The organism is Nocardia sp. FBN12 (assembly GCF_050320175.1).
Classification (GTDB): Bacteria; Actinomycetota; Actinomycetes; order Mycobacteriales; family Mycobacteriaceae; genus Nocardia.
Genome location: NZ_CP190048.1, coordinates 5,971,130 through 5,993,133, shown reverse-complemented (window position 1 = coordinate 5,993,133; position 22,004 = coordinate 5,971,130). Strand labels below are relative to the sequence as shown.

Annotated in this window: 21 protein-coding genes; 12 read left to right on the top strand and 9 right to left on the bottom strand. The window is 67.3% G+C overall.

What is annotated here, in order from left to right; translation table 11 throughout:
• Window positions 1–11 precede the first annotated feature (11 nt).
• The 5 genes from ACQHI0_RS28315 (at window position 12) to ACQHI0_RS28295 (ending at window position 4,553) form a co-directional block, all read left to right on the top strand.
• Window positions 12–836: an ABC transporter permease gene (locus ACQHI0_RS28315; RefSeq protein ID WP_427904820.1), complete on the top strand. Its 825-nt coding sequence runs from the start codon at window positions 12–14 to the stop codon at window positions 834–836.
• Window positions 833–2,089, top strand: a complete 1,257-nt coding sequence (locus tag ACQHI0_RS28310) for a sulfate/molybdate ABC transporter ATP-binding protein (protein ID WP_427904819.1) — start codon at window positions 833–835, stop codon at window positions 2,087–2,089. The genes ACQHI0_RS28315 and ACQHI0_RS28310 overlap by 4 nt, the downstream gene beginning before the upstream one ends.
• Window positions 2,090–2,186: 97 nt before the next feature.
• Entirely contained in the window at window positions 2,187–2,936 is a 750-nt protein-coding gene (locus ACQHI0_RS28305; RefSeq protein WP_427904818.1) for a LamB/YcsF family protein, read from the top strand.
• Between the two features lie 15 nt (window positions 2,937–2,951).
• Window positions 2,952–3,626 carry a 5-oxoprolinase subunit B family protein gene (locus ACQHI0_RS28300; protein WP_427904817.1) on the top strand — a complete coding sequence of 225 codons (675 nt, stop codon included), beginning with the start codon at window positions 2,952–2,954 and terminating at the stop codon, window positions 3,624–3,626.
• A 69-nt stretch (window positions 3,627–3,695) separates the two neighbouring features.
• Window positions 3,696–4,553 (top strand): biotin-dependent carboxyltransferase family protein, encoded by an 858-nt coding sequence (locus tag ACQHI0_RS28295; RefSeq protein WP_427904816.1) that lies wholly within the window; start codon window positions 3,696–3,698, stop codon window positions 4,551–4,553.
• Window positions 4,554–4,572: 19 nt separating this feature from the next.
• On the opposite strand, the gene ACQHI0_RS28290 is transcribed toward ACQHI0_RS28295, so the two are convergent.
• Window positions 4,573–6,096 carry a DUF4185 domain-containing protein gene (locus ACQHI0_RS28290; protein ID WP_427904815.1) on the bottom strand — a complete coding sequence of 508 codons (1,524 nt, stop codon included), beginning with the start codon at window positions 6,094–6,096 and terminating at the stop codon, window positions 4,573–4,575.
• Window positions 6,097–6,188: 92 nt separating this feature from the next.
• Between ACQHI0_RS28290 and ACQHI0_RS28285 the strand changes: the two genes are divergently transcribed.
• A complete protein-coding gene (locus ACQHI0_RS28285; protein WP_427904814.1) occupies window positions 6,189–6,419 on the top strand; it encodes a hypothetical protein in 231 nt (76 codons plus the stop codon).
• Here ACQHI0_RS28285 and ACQHI0_RS28280 read toward each other — a convergent pair.
• Entirely contained in the window at window positions 6,388–7,701 is a 1,314-nt protein-coding gene (locus ACQHI0_RS28280; protein WP_427904813.1) for an MFS transporter, read from the bottom strand. The two genes, ACQHI0_RS28285 and ACQHI0_RS28280, sit on opposite strands and share 32 nt — an antisense overlap.
• Window positions 7,702–7,901: 200 nt before the next feature.
• Between ACQHI0_RS28280 and ACQHI0_RS28275 the strand changes: the two genes are divergently transcribed.
• Complete coding sequence (locus tag ACQHI0_RS28275) at window positions 7,902–8,621, top strand: pirin family protein (protein WP_427909327.1); 720 nt, start codon at window positions 7,902–7,904, stop codon at window positions 8,619–8,621.
• A 2-nt stretch (window positions 8,622–8,623) separates the two neighbouring features.
• Here ACQHI0_RS28275 and ACQHI0_RS28270 read toward each other — a convergent pair whose 3' ends face one another.
• Entirely contained in the window at window positions 8,624–9,154 is a 531-nt protein-coding gene (locus ACQHI0_RS28270; protein WP_427904812.1) for a hypothetical protein, read from the bottom strand.
• A 221-nt stretch (window positions 9,155–9,375) separates the two neighbouring features.
• Here ACQHI0_RS28270 and ACQHI0_RS28265 point away from each other — a divergent pair, with 221 nt between their 5' ends.
• The 5 genes from ACQHI0_RS28265 to ACQHI0_RS28245 all read left to right on the top strand — a co-directional run bounded on the left by ACQHI0_RS28265 (window position 9,376) and on the right by ACQHI0_RS28245 (window position 14,907).
• Window positions 9,376–10,230: a helix-turn-helix domain-containing protein gene (locus tag ACQHI0_RS28265; protein ID WP_427904811.1), complete on the top strand. Its 855-nt coding sequence runs from the start codon at window positions 9,376–9,378 to the stop codon at window positions 10,228–10,230.
• Window positions 10,231–10,240: 10 nt separating this feature from the next.
• Window positions 10,241–10,606, top strand: a complete 366-nt coding sequence (locus tag ACQHI0_RS28260) for a DUF397 domain-containing protein (RefSeq protein ID WP_427904810.1) — start codon at window positions 10,241–10,243, stop codon at window positions 10,604–10,606.
• A 178-nt stretch (window positions 10,607–10,784) separates the two neighbouring features.
• The gene (locus ACQHI0_RS28255; protein ID WP_427904809.1) at window positions 10,785–12,800 is read left to right on the top strand and encodes a M13 family metallopeptidase; all 2,016 of its coding nucleotides are present in this window, start codon (window positions 10,785–10,787) and stop codon (window positions 12,798–12,800) included.
• Between the two features lie 71 nt (window positions 12,801–12,871).
• Window positions 12,872–13,624 carry an MBL fold metallo-hydrolase gene (locus tag ACQHI0_RS28250; protein WP_427904808.1) on the top strand — a complete coding sequence of 251 codons (753 nt, stop codon included), beginning with the start codon at window positions 12,872–12,874 and terminating at the stop codon, window positions 13,622–13,624.
• 104 nt (window positions 13,625–13,728) lie between these two features.
• On the top strand, window positions 13,729–14,907 hold the full coding sequence (locus ACQHI0_RS28245; protein ID WP_427904807.1) for a Fic family protein: 1,179 nt from the start codon (window positions 13,729–13,731) through the stop codon (window positions 14,905–14,907).
• Here ACQHI0_RS28245 and ACQHI0_RS28240 read toward each other — a convergent pair.
• The 6 genes from ACQHI0_RS28240 to ACQHI0_RS28215 form a co-directional block, all read right to left on the bottom strand.
• The gene (locus ACQHI0_RS28240; RefSeq protein WP_427904806.1) at window positions 14,904–15,980 is read right to left on the bottom strand and encodes an ABC transporter ATP-binding protein; all 1,077 of its coding nucleotides are present in this window, start codon (window positions 15,978–15,980) and stop codon (window positions 14,904–14,906) included. The two genes, ACQHI0_RS28245 and ACQHI0_RS28240, sit on opposite strands and share 4 nt — an antisense overlap.
• A gap of 69 nt (window positions 15,981–16,049) precedes the next feature.
• Window positions 16,050–17,378, bottom strand: a complete 1,329-nt coding sequence (locus ACQHI0_RS28235; protein ID WP_427904805.1) for an ABC transporter substrate-binding protein — start codon at window positions 17,376–17,378, stop codon at window positions 16,050–16,052.
• A gap of 21 nt (window positions 17,379–17,399) precedes the next feature.
• Entirely contained in the window at window positions 17,400–18,266 is an 867-nt protein-coding gene (locus ACQHI0_RS28230) for a carbohydrate ABC transporter permease (protein WP_427904804.1), read from the bottom strand.
• Window positions 18,263–19,174, bottom strand: a complete 912-nt coding sequence (locus ACQHI0_RS28225; protein ID WP_427904803.1) for a carbohydrate ABC transporter permease — start codon at window positions 19,172–19,174, stop codon at window positions 18,263–18,265. Before ACQHI0_RS28225 ends, ACQHI0_RS28230 begins: the two co-directional genes overlap by 4 nt.
• A gap of 265 nt (window positions 19,175–19,439) precedes the next feature.
• Window positions 19,440–20,330, bottom strand: coding sequence for a L,D-transpeptidase (locus ACQHI0_RS28220; protein WP_427904802.1), 891 nt, complete (start codon window positions 20,328–20,330; stop codon window positions 19,440–19,442).
• Window positions 20,331–20,649: 319 nt separating this feature from the next.
• The gene (locus tag ACQHI0_RS28215) at window positions 20,650–21,981 is read right to left on the bottom strand and encodes a cytochrome P450 (RefSeq protein ID WP_427904801.1); all 1,332 of its coding nucleotides are present in this window, start codon (window positions 21,979–21,981) and stop codon (window positions 20,650–20,652) included.
• Between the last annotated feature and the right edge of the window lie 23 nt (window positions 21,982–22,004).

Here is a 22,004-nt window from a genome sequence, read left to right as displayed (position 1 = left end):
GGGCCCGGCGCGTGACGAGCGCGGGGCTGCCTCGCTGGTTACCGGTGCCCGCTGGTGTGGGGTTCGCACTGGTGGTGCTGCCGCTGGCGGCGTTGGCGTGGGGGGTCGAGTGGGGGCGGTTCGTCGAGCTGGTCAGTACCGAAGCATCACGGGACGCGCTGTGGTTGAGCATGCGAACCGCTACCGCGAGCACGGTGTTGTGCCTGGTGTTCGGGGTGCCGATGGCGGCGGTGCTGGCGCGGGCGCGATGGCGTGCGTTGCCGGTGTTGCGGGCACTTGTGTTGCTGCCCTTGGTATTACCGCCCGTCGTCGGTGGTATCGCGCTGCTCTATACCTTCGGCCGGCGTGGGCTTCTCGGCGAACACCTGGAAGCCGCGGGGATTCAGATCGCGTTCAGCACCACCGCTGTCGTGCTGGCGCAAACCTTTGTGGCGCTGCCCTTTCTGGTGCTGACTCTCGAAGGTGCATTGCGTACGGCGGGTAGTCGATACGAGCAGATCGCGGCAACGCTCGGCGCGGGCCCGAGCACCGTCTGGTGGCGGATCACCCTGCCGCTGCTGCGGCCGGCGCTGATCTCCGGAGCGGTCCTCGCCTTCGCCCGCGCCCTCGGCGAATTCGGCGCCACCCTCACCTTCGCCGGCAGCCTCCAAGGCCGCACCCGCACCCTGCCGCTGGAGATCTACCTCCAGCGCGAGGCCGATCCCGACGCGGCGGTCGCCCTGTCGGTGGTCCTGATCATCGTCGCCGTCCTGATCGTCCTGCTCGCCTACCGCCGCACCAGCCCGATCCCCGGCACCCAGCTGCGCAGCGGCGCCACGATCGGCGGCGTGAAGTGACCGGAGATTCGCCGCGCCCGACCGGTCTTTCGGTGTCCGCGCGGATCGCCGCCCGCGATCTCGACGTGCGGATCGAAGTCGCTCCGGGCGAGGTCCTCGCCGTGCTCGGCCCCAACGGCGCGGGCAAATCCAGCCTCCTGCAGGTCGTCGCCGGGCTGATCGTCCCCGACGCGGGCCATGTCCGGCTCGGCGATCGCACGCTCACCGACACGGCCGAAGGCATCGCGCTACCCCCACATCGGCGCGGAGTCTCCCTCCTCGCCCAGGATCCCCTCCTGTTCCCCCACCTCAGCGTGCGCGACAACGTCGCCTTCGGCCCACGCAGCGCGGGCGCGAGCACCCGAACTGCCCGGAAGATCGCCGAAGACTGGCTGGCGGCGGTCGACGCAGGGGAATTCGCCGACCGCCACCCCGGCGCTCTGTCCGGTGGCCAAGCTCAGCGCGTCGCCCTCGCACGCGCCCTCGCCGTCGACCCCGACCTGCTGCTTCTCGACGAACCCATGTCCGCCCTCGACGTCGATGTCGCCCCGGCGATGCGAACCCTGCTCCGCCGGGTCCTGCGCGACGAACCCGGCCGCGACCATCCCCGCTGCGCCGTCCTTGTCACGCACGACATCATCGACGCCATCACCCTCGCCGACCGACTCGTCGTCGTGGAGGCGGGCCGCATAGTCGAATCCGGGCCCGTCGCCGCAGTGATGTCGCACCCACGCAACCCGTTCGCCGCCCGCATCGCCGGCCTCAACCTGCTGCGCGGCACCGGCGTCGAGTCAGCGCTCCTGCCAGGCCCTGCTGCGGATGGGGGCCGGCTCATCGGCGCCACCTCCGCCACACCCCTACAACGGGAGTCTGCGGACCATCCAGGCGATACCGCCGACGAACCGCCGGTATCGCGGACTCACCCCGGCGATCCGGCCCCGACTTTCGGGACCGTGCTCGTCGACGACCTCGGCGTCGATGGCTGCGTCGTCGGCGATTTCGTCCCCGGCGTCCGCGCCGCGGCGGTGTTCGCACCGGCGGCGGTGTCGGTGTTCCGCACCAGACCCGGCGGCAGTCCACGCAATGTGTTCACCGTCGACATCACCGAGATCACCGACCGCGGCGGCATCGTCCGGGTTCGCGGTGACGCAGCGCAGGCACCAGGGCTGTGCGCCGACCTGACCCCCGCCGCCGTCGCCCAACTCCATCTCACCATCGGCGCACAGGTCTACTTCGCGGTCAAAGCCACCGAGGTCCGCGTGTACGCCTGTTGAACACGCCCCGGTGATAACGGTATGGATCTGTGCGTTCATGCTCGAATTGCCGGGGTATCTACCCGGCGAGTGACCCGCGAACACCGGAGGGCATCGCATGCCGCTGGACCTGAACAGTGATCTGGGCGAAGGCTTCGGCCCGTGGCGGATGGGCGACGATGCCGCCATGCTCGACATCGTGACCAGCGCGAACATCGCGTGCGGTTTCCATGCCGGCGACCCGGCCATCATGCGCCGCACCTGCGAACTCGCGGTGGCCAAGGGCGTGCGAATCGGCGCGCACGTCGGCTATCGCGATCTGGTCGGCTTCGGTCGCCGCGATATCGCCATCGCTCCCGCCGATCTCCGCGACGAGGTGCTCTATCAAATCGGCGCACTGCAAGCTTTCGCCAGAGCCGCGGGCGATCGCGTGCGCTATGTGAAACCGCACGGCGCGCTCTATCACGCGGCGGCCCGCGATCGTCTGCTCGCCGAGGCGCTGCTCGCCGCGGTGGCCGAGGCCGAACCGGGTCTGGCGCTGCTCGGTCCGGCGGGTACAGAATTGGAACGGGCCGCGCAGCGCGTGCGTTTCGTCGGTGAGGGATTCGCCGACCGGGCCTACACTGCAACAGGTTCGCTGGCCCCGCGCGGAGTTGCCGGGGCGGTGCTGTCGCCCGACGCCGCCGTGGCGCAGGCGACATCTCTTGCGATGTCAGGGACCGCGCGTACCGTAGACGGTCCCGGTACGGTCGCCGTGTCCGTGGCCAGCGTGTGTGTCCACGGCGATTCGCCGGCGGCAGTCGAGATGGCTCGCCGGATTCGGGGGGCGCTCGACGAAGCCGGGATACCGGTGGAGCCGTTCAGCTGAGGGGTGGGAGGCAGGATGGACATCGATTGGAACGCGCGGATCCGACCCGCGGGTGACCGCGCCATGCTCATCACCCTCGACGACCCGCGCCCGGTGCAGCGCCTGGCCTCGGCGCTGCGCGTGCACGCGATCGCCGGTGTCGAGGATGTGCTGCCCGCGGCGGAAACCGTGCTGGTCACCATGCATTCGGTGAGCTATGGCGTGCAGGTCCGACGTGAACTCGTCGCGCTGCTCGACCGGCTGGATCACGAGCCACCGCAAGCGGATTCGCCGGATGTTTCCCGTGGAACAGTGCCCGATGACGAGCCTGTCGTGACCATTCCCGTTCGCTACGACGGTGCCGATCTGCCCGAGGTGGCCGGGCTGCTCGACCTGTCGATCCCCGAGGTGATCGCGGCGCACACCGGCACCGTCTGGCGTTGCGCTTTCGTCGGTTTCGCGCCCGGTTTCGGCTACCTCACCTCGCCCGACGGCAGGCTCACGGTGCCGCGCCGCACCCATGCCCGCACCGCCATCCCGGCGGGCGCGGTGGCGCTGGCAGGCGGATATTCGGCGGTGTACCCACGCGGTACACCGGGCGGATGGCAATTGATCGGCAGCACCGATCTGCGCATGTGGGCGGTGGACCGCGATCCACCCGCACTGGTGCGGGCGGGTTCGGCGATCAGGTTCGTCGTTTCCGAGGAATAGCTGCTTCGGCGGAAAATCAAGGGCTGCTCAACGACGCGCCGCCTCGACAGCGAATCGGGGAGAGATCGCATGCTGATCTTCATCGAGCGGGTGGGGCCGCTCGCGACGGTGCAGGACCTGGGCAGGCAGGGCTGGTTCGATTCCGGCGTCGGCCAGGCGGGCGCGGCCGACCGCGGGTCACTGCGGCTGGCGAACCGGCTGGTCGGCAATCCGGAGAACTTCGCCGCCATCGAAGTACTGCTCGGCGGCCTGGCCCTGCGCGCCGACGCTCACCTCACTGTCGCGGTCACCGGTGCCCCCGCCCCCGCCACCGTCGACGGCACCCCGGTCGGACACGCGAGCGTGCTCGAACTCGACGAGGGTCAGGTGCTGCGGCTCGGCCTGGCGAGCTCGGGTCTGCGCAGCTACGTGGCGGTCCGCGGCGGCATCGATGTGGCCAAGGTGCTGGGTTCGCGCAGCCGCGACACGCTCTCCGGCATCGGCCCCGACCCGCTGGCAGTCGGCATGCAGGTCCCCGTCGGTCCCCCACCGCGCACCCTGCCGACAGTGGAATTCGCACCGATTCCACCGCCGCCGGAGGTACTCAGGGTGCGGGCGTGTCCGGGTCCGCGCGCCGACTGGTTCACCGATCCGGATCAGCTGTTCCGCGGCTCCTGGACTGTTTCGGCCGACACGGACCGCGTCGGTGCGCGCCTCGACCGCGCGGACGGACCACCGCTGGTGCGTTCGATCGCGCGCGAATTGCCCTCGGAGGGGGTCGCGTTGGGGTCGGTGCAGGTGCCACCGAGCGGTCAGCCGGTCGTTTTCCTGGCCGATCACCCGATCACGGGCGGTTATCCGGTGATCGCGGTCGTCCTCGATGCCGATGTCGACCGCGTCGCGCAGGCTCGTCCAGGAGACACCCTGCAGTTCGTGGTCGCGCCCTGACACACATCGTGGCCGTGACTCAGCGCGGCGGATTCAATCGCGCGTGCATGAGATACACGTTGTAGCTGTCCCACGCCGACATCGTGAAGTACAGATCCTGCGCGGTCGACCAGGGATGGATGAACCCGCCGTACGCCTTCGGATACATCTCGGTGGAGACCAGCGGCACCGCGGAAGTCCACGCACCCTGCGGCTGACCCGCGGTCCGCAACACGATCTGGCTCGCGGCCGAGTCGAGGTAGACCATCTGCCACTGCCCGCTCTCCTGGTCGAACCGCACCGACAGCTCACTGGCCGTGCCGTGCACGAGTGGCGTCGCCGAGTTCTCCGCCGCGGGAGCCCAATTGCCATCCACCCAGTACTGGTAGGCGGTCTTGTTGAGCACGTCGTCCTTGCGCACCCTGGCCAGCCCGATCACACCGATCCGGCCGTTGGGCGTGCCGAACATGTAGACGTAGTCGCCGTGCGGCACCATCGCCGCCACCTGGAACCGCCCGAGCCCGAACATGTTCTCCCAGCGGGCATGCTGATCTTTGGTCCAGGTCTGGCCGCCGTCGTCGGAGTAGGCCAGGCCGCCGTAGTTCGTCAGCCACATGCCGGGGATCTTCGACCAGTGGTTCACCGACATGTAGCTCAGGAACTGCCTTTTCCCGAGCGCGAATCCCGAGGTGGGGATCGTGGTGGTCTCCCAGTTCTTGATCTTGCGGCTGCCGAGGAGTTCGGCGGCGTGGCAGGCGCTGTCCTGCACCATCGTGTCGATGGTGATCCCGTCGCTCAGGTCCTTGTCGGAGCTGTAGGCGAGCACATTCGACCGCCAGTCGGCGGTGTCGGCGCCCGCGCCGCCGTAGGCCCAGCCCTCGCCGAAGGTGTCACCGAAAACCATGGCGACCTTGCCCGGTTCGGTTTCCCAGAACAGCCCGAGGTCGGTGCCGTCGACCTGCCAGCGCATATCGGTCCGGTTGGCGGATCCGTGCCCGGTCACCTGTTCGACCAGGCGCACGGACTCCACTTTCGCCGGCACGACGGGCGCCCCGAGCGGGCCGCGCTCGATCGGCCGGACCACCGGAGTGGGCGCTTGCTGGGCGGGCTCGCCCTCGCCGCCCGGTACCGGGATCGGAATGGGCTCGATCTCCGGGTTGATCCTGATTCGCGGCAACGCGACAGCCGAACCGGTCGAGGTTGTCTCGTCGGTACTTTCGGGTTCGGGTTCCGGCGTGTCCCTGACCTCCGGACACGGATTGCGGCACGGGTCCGAGGGCAGCGGCACCTGCGCGACGCGCGTCTGGTCGTGCGGCGGATCGGGAATCGGCACCGGCGTCAGCTGCGGCACCCAGACCGGGATATCGATGCTCGGCGGCAGGATCGGCGCGGGCGGTGCGGCCGGATCGGGCAGCCGGTTGACCGGGTCGAATCCTGTTTCCCCGCAGATATTTACCGGCGGCGGCAGCCACGGCAGCGGACCCGCCTGCGCGGGAACAGCGAGGATGGCCGAAAGCGCCACACCCACGGCGGCCGTTCCGTGCGATACCGGTCTTGCGCGCATCTGGCTCCCTCGAATCGGTGTCGGCGAGGAACACCTGTGATCTTGTGTGAACTTACCGGAACCGATCGCGGTTGCCGTGCGTCCAAACAGATGTGAACGAAATCGAGTACGTCTTCGGAATTGGCGACGCGGTCGTGCACCACTGGTCGAGCCACGACGAACTGGCCGACACGAGCCTGCTCGACTCGCTATGGATCGACTACGACACCGGCATCGATCACGATGCCCTACTACCCGATATCCCCCTGGCCACCGTCGATCACCGAACGGTCCTGGCCGAACCGCCCGCCCTCAGCACGCCACCTTGGCTCGACGGGAATTGAGCGCGATGGCCACGATGCCGAGCGCGTAGACACCGGCACCGGCCAGCACCACCCCGATGGACCGTCCGTCGGCCGGGATCACCAGCGCGGTCACCGCGATCGCCAACACGAAGGAGATGTTGAAAACCGTGTCCTGCAGGGCGAATACCTGCCCGCGCTGATCGTCGTCGATGTCGATCTGCATGCTCGCGTCGCCGGTCAGCTTGATCGTCTGACCGGCGAGGCCGAGCCCGAACGCCCCGATCAGCAACAGCCGGTGCGCGTTGTCGGTCGCCGAGCCGGTGGCCAGCGTGATCGGGGTGACCAGCGTGAGCTCCACGAGCAGCGCCGTGGTGAGACCGAGCAACACGGTGCGCGGCCTGCCGAGGCGCGGAATCAGGATCGGTGCGCCGATCGCGGCCACCAGCATGCCCGCCGCGATGACCATGATCACCACCCCGAAGCCGACCAGCCCGCCGCTCATCTCGGCGCCGTCGGCGGGTTGGCGCAGCACCAGCACCATGATCAGCGTGTTCATCCCGAACACGATGCGATGGGCGCCGATGCCGATCATCGCCGTCGTCACCTGCGCCGAGTTCCACACGGCGTTCGCGCCGGTGCGCAGGCCGGTGGCGATGGCGTGCACGGTGCTCTCGGTGCCCGCCGACCCGCTATCGGGCCCGAGCACATGCCGGCGGAATCCGCAGGCGAGCACGGCGCCGACCAGCGAACCGATGCCCGACAGTGCCACCGCGACCGCCGAGGCCGCGTCACCCGCGCCGATCAGCGCGATCACCGCCACCGACGCCGCCGCACCGACTCCCGCGCACACCGAGGCCACCGTCGCCAGCACCGAATTCATCGGCACCAGCCAGCGCTGTTCAAGTACTCGCGGCAGCGCCGCCGACACCCCGGCCAGCACGAACCTGCTGATTCCCACGGTCGCCAAGGCCAGCACCAGCAGTGGTGTCTCCCCGATGCCGACGAACAACCCGATCGCGGCGACACCGATCAGCACCGCCCGCGCCACACTCGCGACCAGCAGCACATTGCGCCGATCCCATCGGTCCAGCAGCGCGCCCGCGTACGGTCCGAGCACCGAATACGGCAGCAGCAGCACCGCGAAACCCGCGGCGATGGCCAGCGGATCGGTCTCGCGTTCCGGGTTGAACAGAATCGCGCCCGACAGTGCCGCCTGGAACATCCCGTCACCGAACTGCGCCGCCAGACGCAGCACCGCCAGGCGCGGCATGCGCGGGTTCTGGCGAACGATCCCGCGGCCGTCGCGCAGGAGATGTCGCATCGAGATCGGCTGCTCATCCGCCGCATTCGAGCTGTCAGAGGGATGAGTCGACACGCCATGACCCTAGTGCCACAGCGAACCGCCGTCCCTACCACGCACACCCGTGAGCGGTGCACTCTCACAATTGGTGCCAGAATTGAATGGTGACGCCCACATCGACGACACCGCCGCGGATCGAACTACACCGCGGTGGCGACCGGATGAAGACGCGGATCCCGTGGCTCGACTCCAAGCATTCGTTCTCCTTCGGTGAGCACTACGACCCCGACAACACCCATCACGGGCTGTTGCTGGTGAACAACGAGGACGTGGTGCTGCCCGGCGAGGGTTTCGACACCCATCCGCATCGGGACATGGAGATCGTCACCTGGGTACTCGGCGGCAGCCTGGTGCATCAGGATTCGCTCGGGCACAACGGTGTCATCTATCCGGGGCTGGCCCAGCGGATGAGCGCGGGCACCGGCATCCAGCACTCGGAGAAGAACGATTCGTGGCGCCTGGACGGCCGATCGCACGACGACCCCGTGCATTTCGTCCAGATGTGGGTTGTCCCCGACGAGCCCGGCGTCGACCCCGGCTATCAGCAGCTCGAGATCGATGACGAACTCGCGCGCGGCGATCTGGTGACGGTCGCGTCGGGCCTACCCCGCTATCGCGATCGCACCGCCATCGCGATCAATTCCTCGCACGCCGCGATGCACGTCGCCAGGATGCCTGCCGACAGTCCAGGCGTCACCCTCCCTGATGCCCCCTACCTGCATGTTTTCGTCGCGCGCGGGGAGATCGACGTCGAAGGTCTCGGCACCATGTCCCAGGGCGACGCGATCCGGCTGACACGCTCCGGCGGCCAGCTGATCCGTCCGCACGGCGACGCCGAGGTGCTCGTCTGGGAGATGCACGCGCGCCTCGGCGGCGGGTGAACTCAGGCCGAACCCGGCTGCCGCGTCAAGGTCGCCGATTTGGCATTGGTCCTGGTAGCGGCGACGATCTGCGCGAAATCGGGCCGGAAATCGCCGTCGGGGGCCTGCATCCAGGTGCGATAGCCGCTGCGCTCGTCGGCAGGCGACGGGAGCACGACATCACTGCCGGGCAAGGCCACCGAGGCGCACACCCGGAACAGCTCGGCGAACAGCTCGGTGTCGAGGTAGGAGTTGTCGATCGGGCCGGTGAGGAAAGTCCAGCGACCGGAACGCGGATGGGCGATGATCGGCCCGCAGCGCAGACCGCGCGTGACGAGCATCCCGCGGACCCGTTCGCCCAGCGTCGACGGCATCACCACCGCGCCGACCGAGCCGATCTCGAGCACGATCCGACCCAGCGCCGCGTCGACGACGCCGTAGAGGCCATGGTGCTTGCGGTACTGGCGACAGCGCGCCAGAGCGTCCTGGGTGGCCGAGTATTCCTCGGCGGCCGTATACCCGCCCTTGTCCTCATCAGTGCGCAACGTGCTCATCATGACCTCGTCTCTGTCGACGGTGGTTCGATGTAGCTGTGAGTTCGCTCGATCGGGGCGAATCTCGGTGGGAGGTGGAGCATCACGACCGGGTGGCGCGGGAAACTTTTTCATAACGGCAGGACGTGCGAGAAAAAGACCGTTCTGCACAGCCTATAGCCGCACAACCGGGCTGACAATAGTCAGTAGCTGGCGTGTCGATCGGCGTACGATATTCGCCCATGGCTCCCGTTTCGCCGACCGTCGCGCGGTGGGAACTCGTGCTCCGGCTGCGCGAGCTCCGTGAGCAGCGCGGATTCGATTCGGCCGGTTTCGCCCGTCGGGTCGGGTTCACCCCCGCCAACTGGTCGCACGTCGAGAAGGGCAGGCGGGTGCTCACCCGCACCACGATCGAACCGGTTCTCGACGTTCTGGATGTGACGCCCGACGAACGCAACGAACTGCTGGCCCTGCTCGAGGCGAGCAAGCAGCGCGGCTGGTGGACGACGGCGTCCTCGGCGCTGATCGGCCCCGAGCTGCAGCGGCTGTACGGGATGGAGGCGGGCGCGCAGAGTATCCGCAGCTACGACAGCATGATCGTGCCCGGGTTGTTGCAGACCGAGGCCTACGCACGGGCTCTGATCAGCGCCGATGTGATGATCCGACCGGTCCAAGTTGACCAATTAGTCGCGATACGACTGCGTCGGCAGCGCCGGCTGCGCGAACCCGATCCGCTCGAACTCACCGCGGTGCTCGGCGAGGCGACGCTGCGTCAGCAGACCGGTGGCAGTGCGGTGCTGCGCGAGCAGTTGCGGCACCTGGTGACGCTGGTGCGCGAGCTCGACACCGTCGACGTGCGCGTCATCCCGTTCAGCGCCCCCGAAGGTGCCGTCCTCGGCGGTTCCAGCTTCCATCTGCTCGACTTCGCAAGCGACCAGCTACCTACCTTCGCCTGGGCGGAGAGCGCGGTGTTCGGCGGCCATGTCGACGATGCCGAACAGGTCCGCGATCTAGGCTTCGCCTACGTCCGTGCCCGCGAGCAATCCCTTTCTCGCACCGAATCTCTCACCCTGATCAGGGAGTATGCGAGCGTGTAAGATTCGAGGTATGTCCACCACCGCTCGCCGCAGCCCGGCCGAACACGGCTGGTTCACCTCGTCACGCTCCAATAACGGCAACCAATGTGTCGAGGTTCGTTTCGATGGAGACGCTGTCCAGATACGAGACAGCAAATTCCGCCGCAACCCGATGAACACCGGCTTGGACGAGCCCATCATCACCGTCGACACCGCCCTGTGGACAGACTTCCTGCACTGTGTGCGCACCACCCGCCGCCACCCCACCCTCGTGGCCCACACCTCCCCCGACGGCTCGACCACCCTCCGCCACGAAGACGTCCTTCTCCACTTCACCGCCCCCGAATGGCAAGCCTTCGTAGCCGGCGCCCGAGACGACGAGTTCGCCCGCGTCTAGACAGCCGCGTCTAGCGTCGCGCACGAATGGCGGCGCCAGCCGCCCGGTTCTCGGCGCGCCTCCGGCTCTGGACTGAGCGGAGGGTGCGACGAAGGAGTACCCGGAGGGAGGGAAGAGCCGGAGTCAAGCGCCGAGAACCAGCGGCACCAGCCGCCGATGACACGGCATACTGGAGCGCGTGACTTCGGATCTGAGCAGCCCCTCCGGTATTGATCTGTCCTTCCGTGATCAGGATGTGCGGGTGCAGGACGATTTGTTCGCGCATGTCAACGGGCAGTGGTTGGCCGGGTATGAGATCCCGGCTGATCGCGCCGTGGACGGTGCGTTTCGCACGCTCTACGACCAGGCCGAGCTCGACGTGCAGGCGATCATCACCGATAGCGCGTCCGGCGCGGCCGATGATGCCGATGCGCGCAAGATCGGCGATCTGTTCTCGAGCTTCATGGCCACCGATGTGGTCGCGGCGGCCGGGTTCACCCCCATCGCCGCCGAACTGCGCGAGATCGCCGAGGTGAGCGATCCGAGCGCGTTCGCCGCTCTGCTCGGTCGTTTGCAGCGCACCGGCGTTCGCGGCACGCTCGCCTACTACGTCGATACCGACGACAAGAACTCCACCCGCTACCTCGTGCACGCGACCCAGGCGGGCATCGGGCTGCCCGACGAGTCCTACTACCGCTCCGAGGAATTCGCGGGGATCCGCGACGCCTATATCGCGCACATCACCAAGATGTTCACCATCGCCGCCGCTGACGCGTCGCTGGACGGACTGCTGCCCGCCGACCCGGCCGATGCCGCCAAGCGCGTATTCGAGCTGGAACGCACACTCGCCGCGGGTCACTGGGATGTGGTGCGGCGTCGTGATGCCGAGAAGAGCTACAACCTCACCACTTTCGCTGATCTGGTCGCCGAGAACCCGGAATTCGATTGGGCCGCTTGGGTGGACGGCGTCGCGACCGGTCTCGACCGCGACGGCAAGGATCTGTTCGCCGAGCTCGTGGTGCGTCAGCCCGATTACCTGCGGGCCTTCGCCACCGCATGGGCCGAGGTGCCGCAGGCTGATTGGCAGGCGTGGGCGGCGTGGCAGGTACTGCACGCGCGCGCCGGTTTCCTCACCGACGAGATCGTCGAGGAGTACTTCGACTTCTACGGTCGCACCCTCACCGGCGCGAAGGAGAACCGCGAGCGCTGGAAGCGTGGCGTGTCGCTGGTGCAGGAACTGCTCGGCGAAGCGGTGGGCAAACTGTATGTGGCCCGGCACTTTCCGCCGCAGGCCAAGGCGCGGATGGTCGAGCTGGTGGCCAATCTGCAGGAGGCCTACCGGCGCAATATCGCCGACCTCGAGTGGATGGGCCCCGACACTCGCGCGGCCGCGCTGACCAAGCTGGAGAAGTTCACCCCCAAGATCGGCTACCCGGACACCTGGCGCGACTACTCCGCGGTCGAGATCGACGCGACCGATCTGGTCGGCAACTACCGCCGTGGCTACGCCGCCGACCACGACCGTGACCTGGGCAAACTGGGTGGCGAGGTCGATCGGGGCGAGTGGTTCATGACCCCGCAGACCGTGAACGCCTACTACAACCCCGGCATGAACGAGATCGTGTTCCCCGCCGCGATCCTGCAGCCGCCGTTCTTCGACATGAACGCCGACGACGCCGCCAACTACGGCGGGATCGGCGCCGTGATCGGCCACGAGATCGGCCACGGTTTCGACGACCAGGGCGCCAAGTACGACGGCGACGGCAATATGCAGGACTGGTGGACCGACGAGGACCGCGCCGAATTCGGCAAGCGCACCAAGGCTCTGATCGACCAGTACAACGTGCTCTCCCCCGCCGACCTGGCCGACGAGCACACCGTGAACGGCGAGTTCACCATCGGCGAGAACATCGGCGACCTGGGCGGCCTCTCGATTGCCCTCGCCGCGTACAAGATCTCGCTCGACGGCAAGGAGGCGCCGGTCATCGACGGCCTCACCGGGCTGCAGCGTGTCTTCTACGGCTGGGCCCAGGTGTGGCGCACCAAGGCTCGACAGGAAGAAGCCATCCGCCGCCTCGCCGTCGACCCGCACTCCCCGCCGGAGTTCCGCTGCAACGCGGTGATCCGCAATATCGACAGCTTCTACGAGGCTTTCGACGTGACCCCCGCCGACGCGCTGTACCTCGATCCCGCGGAGCGCGTGACGATCTGGTGACGTGCTCGACCCTGCCGGCGAGACGATCGCCGGTAGGGTCGGAACCCGTTGCTCGAGAAGGGGTTCTACCAGTGCGTTATCAGCAGGTAGCCGACGATGTCTTCACCATCGCAGGCACAGATGTGAACATGGTCCTGCTCCGCGAAGGCCGTGACCTGACGCTGATCGACGCGGGCTGGTACGGCGACGCCGGCCTGCTCGAGGCGACCATCGAAGCCCTCGGCCACCGCCCCGAAGACATCCGAGCGGTCCTGCTGACCCACGCCCACCTGGACCACGTCGGCGCCCTCAACCACCTCCAGGCGAAGTACGGCATCCCCGCCTACACCAGCCCGCTCGAGGTGGCCCACGCCAAGGGTGAGGTCCACGAGTCGGCCACGCCCCTCGATGTCGTCAAACGCCTCACCGACATCTCGACCTGTGGTTGGGCCCTGCGCATCACCCGCGCCGGCGGCCTCCGTAAGAACCCGGTCCCCCACATCCAGCCCTTCCCGACCGAAGGCCCCCTGGATCTCCCCGGCCGTCCGGTCCCGATCCCCACCCCTGGACACACCTCAGGACACTCCGCCTTCCATTTCCCTAACGCGGGTGCGGTGGCCACTGGCGACACTTTGGTTACCGCCCACCCCACCTCGAAATACCATGGGCCCCAGGTACTCCCCAAGTTCTTCAACCACTCGACTCCCGATACAGTGCTGGCCCTGCGCGCCCTCGAATCACTCTCTGCCGATCTGGTCCTCCCCGGCCACGGTGTCCCCTTCGCCGAGGGGATCGGCCGAGCCGTCGACCTGGCGCGGACCCACGCGACCACCAGTCTCACTTGATCGTCCCGCGGGAGTAGTGAGCTGGTTACTCTCGTTGCAACCGAAAAACGCGAGCAATTCGCAAGTTAGTGGCGTTTCCAAGAGCGAAAGTATTGCTAGAACTGATGAATTGGCCGGCGCACCACGTCGAACAGCGACCATGGACGGCGCGCGGCGGGCGCGGTTCGCGAGTGGGTCCCATGCCCGAGCAGGTCGCTGTGTCGATCCCCCCGCACATCGCTCGGCTCGATTTCGCTACCAGGCGAACGACATCGGCCAGCGAGGCCGCGGCGATCGCGGTGACCCATCTCGAAGCCGGCCATGGCGGGCTGGCTCCCCTGCGCGAGTTCCTGCTGCGCAGCGAGGCGGTCGCGTCGTCGCGAATCGAGCACATCGACGCGGGCTGGCGAGCATTCAGCAAAGCCTTCGGTGGCGCGACGGCTCGTCCCGAAGCCGCGTCGCAGGTGGCCGCGGTGCGGGCGCTGACCGGCCTGGTCGACACCGCCGAGCACGGCCAGATCACCGAGGCGAGCCTGCTCAGCGCTCATCGGGTGCTGATCGCCCCGGAGTGGGAGAAGGCCGGGCGCTTCCGCACCGTCCAAACCTGGATCGGCGGCAGCGACTACACGCCACTCAACGCGCTGTATGTGCCGCCCCCACCAGAACTGGTGCCCGAGCTGGTGGCCGACCTGCTGGCCTTCGTCGCGCGCGGCGACCTGCCGATCCTCGTGCAGGCCGCGCTCGCGCACGCGCAGTTCGTATCGATCCACCCGTTCGTCAGTGGCAACGGCCGGATCGGTCGCGCCCTGGTAACCGCCATCCTGCGCCGGCGCGGCCTGACCGACCGGGTGACCGTCCCGTTCTCCTCGGTCATGCTCGCCGACACCTCGCGCTACTTCGCCCAACTGGCCGCCTACCGCACCGGCGCCGCCGAGGAATTCGTCGTGTACCTGGCTCTCGCCGCGGTGTACGCCAGCGAGGCCGCGATCGACTCGGCCCGCGCACTCACCGCGCTCCCCGACGGCTGGCGCGACCGGGCCCGCCCGCGCGCCGGCTCCGCCGACGAGGCACTACTGGCGAACCTGCTCGAGCATCCGATCCTCACGATCGCCCAAGCCAACGCCATCACCACGACCACGGACTCGGCCACCTACCGAGCCCTGGATCGCCTCACCGACGCGGGCATCCTCGAAGTCGTCTCCGACTCCAAACGAAACCGCATCTGGGCCGCGACCGACATCCTCGCCGAACTCGGCGCCCTCAACGCCGCGATCGGCCGCCGCACCGCGGCGGGTCTGTCCTAGCGCAGGCGCAGTTCGGTGCCTGCGTCGAAGAAGAAGATCTCCTCGGGCTTGGGCCGCAGGTGCAAGGTTTCGCCGAGCGTGGTCTGGAACCGGCGGTCCACTCGGACCACGATTTTGCCGGAGCGGGTGGACCAGTCGGTGCCCGCGCCGTGGGTGTAGACGAACGATTCGGCGCCGAGTTCCTCGAGCAGTTCGGCGACGACGGTGATCCCGGCGGGGTCGGTGGTGACTTCCCACGATTCAGGCCGGATACCGAGAACGACACGGGCCCCGGAAACACTGCGGGGCAGCGGGATTCGCAGGCCGTCCAGCACAGCCTCGCCATCGACCACGGGTGCCTCGAGTAGGTTCATGCCCGGCGAGCCGATGAACCCGGCGACGAAGGTATTCAGCGGGTTGTCGTAAAGCTCACGTGGAGAGGCGATCTGCTGCAGCGTGCCGTCACGGAGAACAGCGACACGGTGACCCATCGTCATCGCCTCGACCTGGTCGTGGGTGACATACACCGTGGTCGTGCCGAGACGCTGCTGCAGCGCGGCGATCTGGGAGCGGGTGCTCACCCGGAGTTTCGCGTCCAGGTTGGACAGCGGCTCGTCCATGCAGAACACCTGTGGCCTGCGCACGATGGCGCGGCCCATGGCGACGCGCTGACGCTGACCACCGGAAAGCTTCGCGGGTTTGCGGTCGAGCAGGGGCTCCAGCTCTAGCATCGCCGCGGCCTCCTTCACGCGAACCAGCGTGTCGGACTTCGACATTCCCGCATTGCGCAGCGCGAACCCCATGTTCTCGGCCACGGTCATGTTCGGATACAGCGCGTAACTCTGGAATACCATCGCCACATCGCGAGCGCGCGGCGGCAGGTCGGTGACATCGCGCTCGCCGATCCGAATCGTCCCGGCCGCAACGGATTCCAGCCCGGCCAGCATTCGCAGACTCGTCGACTTGCCGCAGCCGGACGGCCCGACCAGCACCAGGAACTCACCATCGGCGATGTCGAGATCGAGTGCGTCGACGGCGGGGGCGTCGGCGCCGGGGTAGCGGTGGGTCACACCGTCGAACTGCACTGTCGCCATGGCGAATTCTCCTAGGAGGGAAAGCGAAAACGGGCCGGTGGTCACGACGAACCACCGGCCCACGGGGAACTACTTGGGCAGCTTGGGCGTGATCTGCCGGTCGATGATCGCCTGCACGTCGGCGGCGACCTTCGCGAGGACCGTTGCGGGATCGGCGTTCTGGAGGCCGATCTGCTCGTAGCCGGTGCCGATGATCTGGTCGGCGCCTGGCACGAACACGCGCGCGTAATCCTGCGACTTCGTCACGGCCAGCTGGTCGATGGCGACCTTGGAGTTCGGGTTCTTCGCCAGGAAGTCGACCTCGCTCGGGTCGGTGACCGCCGACTTGCGCACCGGCATGTAGCCCGTGTTCTGCGAGAAGTACGCGGTGTTCGCACCGTTGGTGATGAACTCGATGAACTTCAGCGCGTTCACCTTTCGCGCGTCCGAGATCCGCGACGGGATGGCCAGACCGGCGCCGCCGGTGGTGACGCCTGGCCCGTTCGGATGCGGCAGGAAGGCCGTGCCGACCTCGAACTTGCCGTCGGCGTTCTTCTTGATGCCCTTGAGGTCGCCGGTGGAGGCGATGGTCGAGGCGGCCACGCCGGTGCCGAAATCGACCGCGATCTGCGGGCGGATGGCGGCGTACTTCTTGACGTTGATCGAGTCACGCAGGTAGGTGGCAGCCGCGATCGAGCCGGGATCGGTGAACTTCAGCTTCCACTGATCGGAGTACGCGCCACCGAAGGTCCAGTTCGGGCCCTGGAAGGTCCAGCCGAGGTAGTTCTTGGCGTCGCCCCACGCGTGGGCGAACTTGTCGCCGCCGACGACCGACTGCAGCTTGGGGCCCCACTCGTCGAATTCCTGCCAGGAGTTCGGGCCGCGATCCGGCAGACCGGCCTTGGCCCAGACGTCCTTGTTGTAGTAGAACAGCGGGGTCGAGCGGGCATAGGGCAGCGCGTAGTGCTTGCCGTCGAACAGGTAGTCGGCGGCGAGCGAGTCGACGTAATCGCCCAGCTGCACACCCGCGGCGCCGAAATGCCCGTCGAGCGGCTCGATCGCCTTGCTCAGCGCGTAGTTGAACCACCAGACATCCGACAGCACAACAACATCGGGCAGCTCTCCGCCGGTGAGCGCCGCGTTGAACTTCTGCGCCACCTCCTCGTAGTTCTTGCCCGCGTCGACCAGGTTCACTTTCAGATCAGGGTTTTTCGCCTGGAAGCGGTTGATCAGCTCCAGCTCCAGCTCCTTGGAGGTGCCGGGGTGGTTGGACCAGAAGGTGATGGTGTTGGCGTCACCGGAATCACCGGATCCGCCGCCGGTGCCCGCGCATGCGGCAAGGGCTGCGGCCGCGGCGACGCCGCCGGTCAGGCCGATGAAGCCACGGCGACTCAGCGCCGGGAATCGTGAGTTGGACACTGGCGAACTCCTGTTCGAGATTTAACCCTTGACCGCACCGGAGGTGAGGCCTTTGATCATGTGACGTTGCAGGGCAAGGAAGACGATGAGAATCGGCAGCATCGTGAGCACGGTGCCCGCCATCACCGGCCCCCAGTTGGTGACGCTGGGGTTCTCGGTGTTCTGCAGCAGGGTCAGGCCGACCGGCAGCGTCGCGACATCGGCGGAGTCGGCCATCAGGAACGGCCAGAGGTACTCGTTCCACTCGTTGACCAGCGTCACCACCGCGAACGCCACCATCGTCGGCCCCGACATGGGCAGGACAACGCGGGTGAGCAGCCGCCACCAGTTGGCGCCGTCCATCCGTGCCGCCTCGATCACCTCGCCGGGCAGCGACAGGAAGTGATTGCGCATCAGGAAGGTGCCGAAGGCGACGCCGCAGAGCGGAATGATGATGCCCTGGAAGGTGTTTCGCCACCCGAGCTGGGCGATGAACGCGTAGTTGGAGATCACGGTGATCTGGTTGGGCACCATCAGCGCCGCGATGATCACCAGGAACACGATGTTCTTGCCGGGAAAGCGCAGGAACACCAGGCCGTACGCGCTGAACACACCGAGCGCGAACTTCACCACCGACACGATGCCGGTGACGATGATCGAGTTCCGCAGGAACGTCCAGAACGGCACCGTGGTGGTGGCATGGCTGTAGTTCTCCGGACGCCAGGTGCTCGGCCAGTAGACCGCGGGCTGGGTGTAGATGTCGGAGCGGTCTTTGAGCGAGGTGATCAGGATCCAGAACAGCGGGACCCCGACGATGATCAGCACGCACACCATCGCCGCGTAGCCGAGCAGGGTGACCGCGCGTTCACGGCGCTGGTACGAAAGGGTCTGCGGGCCTATGTGTTTCATCGTTCGCCTCGATCCATCACGCGCACCTGGATCAACGTGACCACCAGCAGCACCACGAACATGATCGTGGCCACGGTGGCGCCGTAGCCGGCCCGGAAATTGCGGAACGACTCCTCGTACACCTGGAACACCATCGTGGTCGTGCCGTTGCCGAGCGGGCCGCCGCGGGTCATCACATTGATGATGTCGAAGACCTGCAGGGAGTTGAGCAACACGGTGATCGACAGGAAGAAGGTAGTCGGACGTAGCTGGGGCAGAAGGACTTTCGTGAATCTGGTCCAGCTGCTCGCACCGTCCATTTCGGCCGCTTCGAGCAATTCGGCGCGCACACCCTGCAGCGCGGCCAGATAGATCACGAAGGCATAGCCGAGGTTCTTCCAGATGTAGGTGATCGTCACCATGAACAGGGCCCACTGCGGGTCCTGATAGAAATCGGGCACATTGTCGACGCCGATCCGGTGCAGAACATCTTGTACCAGACCGAAACTCGGATCGAAGATGAATTGAAAAGCCACACCGATCGCCGCGCCCGAAATCACGAACGGGGCGAAAATGGCCGATCGAACAACATTGCGCCCGAACAGCTTTCGATCGAGCAGCATGGCCAGCGCCAGACCGAGCGCCATACTGACCACGACGGCCGCCACGGTGAAGATCACCGTATTGCTGACGACCTTCCATGAGTCGTCGCGCTGCCACCATTCGATGTAGTTGTCGAACCCCACCGAATTCGCCACCGGCTCAGCGATATTCCAGTCGGTGAACGACAGCCGGATGTTATCGGCTAGCGGCCGGTAAACGAACAGGCCGAGCAGTGCCAGGTTGGGCACCACGAGTACTACGAACAGCGCGTAGTCCTGCCACGGACGGCTTCTCCCGGGGAGTACCCGCTCTGGACTCTTTCGCACCGCGGCAGCTTTACGGCGCATGGCGAACCGTTGGTTAACCCTGCCCGCCGATTTTCTGAACATCGGACGCACAGAACCGATTACAACAGAGGGCCGAACAACACGACCCGTTTGATCGTATTGTTCGGCCCTCGTTCAGTGAGTACATGGGTAACTCACCGGGAACCGGCTGACTCCGCAGTCACCCGACTGTCGGCCGCGTCGCCGACAACCAACCCACCTGAGTCTGGCCAGAATACGCGGAGAGGCGGATGAGCTCAGTGCGTTAGTTCCAGTCGCCGAGACCGTCGCCCGCACTGAGGGTTCCGCCCTGGGTGCCGGTGATGATCACCGCATCGCCGCGACGGGTGTTCTCCAGGAACCACTTTCCGTCCTCGGTGCTCACATTGAGGCAGCCGTGGCTGGCATTGGAGTAACCCTGCTGGCCGACCGACCACGGGGCGGCGTGCACGAAGATGCCGCTGTTGGACAGGCGGGTGGCGTATTCGACCTCGAGCTTGTAGCCCTCGGGATCGGTGACCGGCACGCCGTAGGTCGACGAGTCCATCGTCATCTTCTCGAGCCGCTCACCCACGATGTAGGTGCCGTTGGGAGTCTCGTAGCCGGGCTTGCCGAGCGAGGTCGGCATCTCCCGGACGACCTCACCGTTGACCGTCACGACGATCATCTTGGTGGCGTCGTCGACGGTGGCGACGAACGCGTCACCGATGCGGAACGAGCTGGTGGTGCCGCCCGCGACCACGGTCACGTCGGTGTTGGCCGGCCAGAACTCGGTGGGCTTCCAGCGGACCTGCTTGCTGGAGGTCCAGTAGAAGTGGCCCGGCGCGTTGGCGCTCGAGGTGACCTTGATGGCCCGCTCGGCGGCCGCGCGGTCCTCGACCGGCTCCTGGAAAGTGATGGCGATCGGCTGCGCGACGCCGACGGTTTCGCCGTCGGCGATGTTGATGTTCGGCGGCGCGAAGGGCGCCTGCTGCGCGGGCTCGTTCACCGCGGGCTGGCTGGAACCGGCGCCGAAGCCCGGCAGAGTCGGCTGAGCCTGCGCGGGCACGGCGACCAGTGCGCCGGTCGCTGCGATCGCCGCCGACAGCAGCAGGCCCCGGCGGAGCCAGTGCGATTGCCGCATATTTGCCTCGTAGTGCATAGGTTTCTCGTCCATTCCATCTCTCGTTCCGCATGCGGCGGCGCGAGATCTACTCAGTGACGCTTGTTCTCATTGACCGCAGAGGCCGCGACGGGTCTCTGCGAGGTAACGATTCCCCGACCCTGACCTTCCATTACTACCCGTACCGGCCGTCTTGGTGCCAGCCGCGTTGCGCGGTGATAACAGAGCCGCAACTATGTGCCGTGAGTCACATAACGCGCTGTGATTCAGTGCCTTTCGTCAAACGCCACGCTCACAGCGGCGAGTCGATCGCGGTGCGGATGAACAGCCGGGAAACACATCCGTGTGAGTCCCAAACGTCGAGTGAGGCAGATCACCCCGTCCGTGTGAAGTGGATCGCCCGATCCGGCGCGGTCGCGAGATTGCGCGGCACGGCGCGCGGTCGTCTGCCGAGCGCCAGCGCGGGTTCGAGGGTCAACCGGACCTCGGTCAGCAGCGTAGCCAGCACGATCCGCAGTTCGTAGTCGGCCAGCGTCGCTCCGATGCAGCGCCGGTGACCACCGCCGAACGGCGCGAACTCGAACTGGCTCACCTTGCGGTCGAGGAATCGGTCCGGATGGAAGAGGTGTGGTGCGGGCCAGGTCGACGGCTGGCTGTGCAGTACGCCGACGGCAAGGCCGATGGTGGCGCCCGCCGCCACGTCGAACCCGCGCCAGCGCAACGGCGCTGTCAGGGTGCGCAACACGATCGGCACCGGCGGGTGCAGTCGCAGGGTCTCCTGGCAGACGGCGTCGAGGAGCGGAAGACGGGCCTGTTCGGCGGGGTCGTCGCCCGCGGCGGGTAGTTCGGCGAGCAGGCGGGTGAGCAGGCCGGGTTCGCGGTGCAGGTGGTAGAGCGCCCAGGTGAGGGTGGTCGCGGTGGTTTCGTGGCCGGCGGCGAGCAGGGTGCGTAGTTGTTCGCAGAGTTCGGTGTCGGTGAGGGCGGTGCCGTCGTCGTAGCGGGTGGCGAGCAGCAGGTCGAGCAGGTCGCCGTCGGCCGGACCGGTGCGGCGCCGCTCGGCGATGTCGGCCAGGAGCAGGGTGTCCAGCCGTTCGCGTGCCGCGGTGAAGCGCTCCCACGGCCCGAAACCGCCTATGCCACGGCGTAATACCGGTGCCACCATGAGCGGCGTGGTGAACGCGGCGAGGAAATCGGCGACCACACCGTCATATTCGGCGGCCCGATCGGAACCAGGACCGAACACCGCGGCGAGAATGACCCGCAAGGTGATGGCGCGGGTGGCCTCGAGCGCATCGATGCGGGTGCCGAGCTGCCAGGGACCGGCTGTACCGCAGTGTATTTCGCGCAGCGTCGCATTCCGGATCACCTCCCCCAGCGGCCGCACCCGCGCACCGTGCAGCGCGGGGGCAAGCAGCGCGCGATCCGTGCGATGCCGCGTTCCGGAACTGAGGATCAGCGACGCGGCACCGACCATCGGCTCGATCGGATTGGGTAGCGGCGGCTCGAGCGAGGCGGCGGGCGCCCGGAACAGTTCGCGCGCGCCCTCGGCTGTTCCGGTGAACAGCACCTCGGGAAACCCGGGGAACCCGACCGCGAACGGATCACTACGCGCGGCCCGTCGGCGCAGGTAGCCCGCGAAATCCCGGCCGGCAGCCAAGCCGTGCAGCAGCGACCAGCGTGGAGCGGCGGGGCTCGGCGAACTCATGCCTATTACTACGGCCCACCTCC

What these genes read in the sequence shown, in the direction of transcription:
- ACQHI0_RS28305 (WP_427904818.1), top strand. Translation starts at nt 2,187, where the DNA reads ATGCCGCTGGACCTGAACAGTGATCTGGGCGAAGGCTTCGGCCCGTGG.
- ACQHI0_RS28300 (WP_427904817.1), top strand. Translation starts at nt 2,952, where the DNA reads ATGGACATCGATTGGAACGCGCGGATCCGACCCGCGGGTGACCGCGCC.
- ACQHI0_RS28295 (WP_427904816.1), top strand. Translation starts at nt 3,696, where the DNA reads ATGCTGATCTTCATCGAGCGGGTGGGGCCGCTCGCGACGGTGCAGGAC.
- ACQHI0_RS28290 (WP_427904815.1), bottom strand. Translation starts at nt 6,096, where the DNA reads ATGCGCGCAAGACCGGTATCGCACGGAACGGCCGCCGTGGGTGTGGCG.
- ACQHI0_RS28280 (WP_427904813.1), bottom strand. Translation starts at nt 7,701, where the DNA reads ATGCGACATCTCCTGCGCGACGGCCGCGGGATCGTTCGCCAGAACCCG.
- ACQHI0_RS28275 (WP_427909327.1), top strand. Translation starts at nt 7,902, where the DNA reads ATGAAGACGCGGATCCCGTGGCTCGACTCCAAGCATTCGTTCTCCTTC.
- ACQHI0_RS28270 (WP_427904812.1), bottom strand. Translation starts at nt 9,154, where the DNA reads ATGAGCACGTTGCGCACTGATGAGGACAAGGGCGGGTATACGGCCGCC.
- ACQHI0_RS28265 (WP_427904811.1), top strand. Translation starts at nt 9,376, where the DNA reads ATGGCTCCCGTTTCGCCGACCGTCGCGCGGTGGGAACTCGTGCTCCGG.
- ACQHI0_RS28260 (WP_427904810.1), top strand. Translation starts at nt 10,241, where the DNA reads ATGTCCACCACCGCTCGCCGCAGCCCGGCCGAACACGGCTGGTTCACC.
- ACQHI0_RS28245 (WP_427904807.1), top strand. Translation starts at nt 13,729, where the DNA reads ATGAATTGGCCGGCGCACCACGTCGAACAGCGACCATGGACGGCGCGC.
- ACQHI0_RS28240 (WP_427904806.1), bottom strand. Translation starts at nt 15,980, where the DNA reads ATGGCGACAGTGCAGTTCGACGGTGTGACCCACCGCTACCCCGGCGCC.
- ACQHI0_RS28230 (WP_427904804.1), bottom strand. Translation starts at nt 18,266, where the DNA reads ATGAAACACATAGGCCCGCAGACCCTTTCGTACCAGCGCCGTGAACGC.
- ACQHI0_RS28220 (WP_427904802.1), bottom strand. Translation starts at nt 20,330, where the DNA reads ATGGACGAGAAACCTATGCACTACGAGGCAAATATGCGGCAATCGCAC.
- ACQHI0_RS28215 (WP_427904801.1), bottom strand. Translation starts at nt 21,981, where the DNA reads ATGAGTTCGCCGAGCCCCGCCGCTCCACGCTGGTCGCTGCTGCACGGC.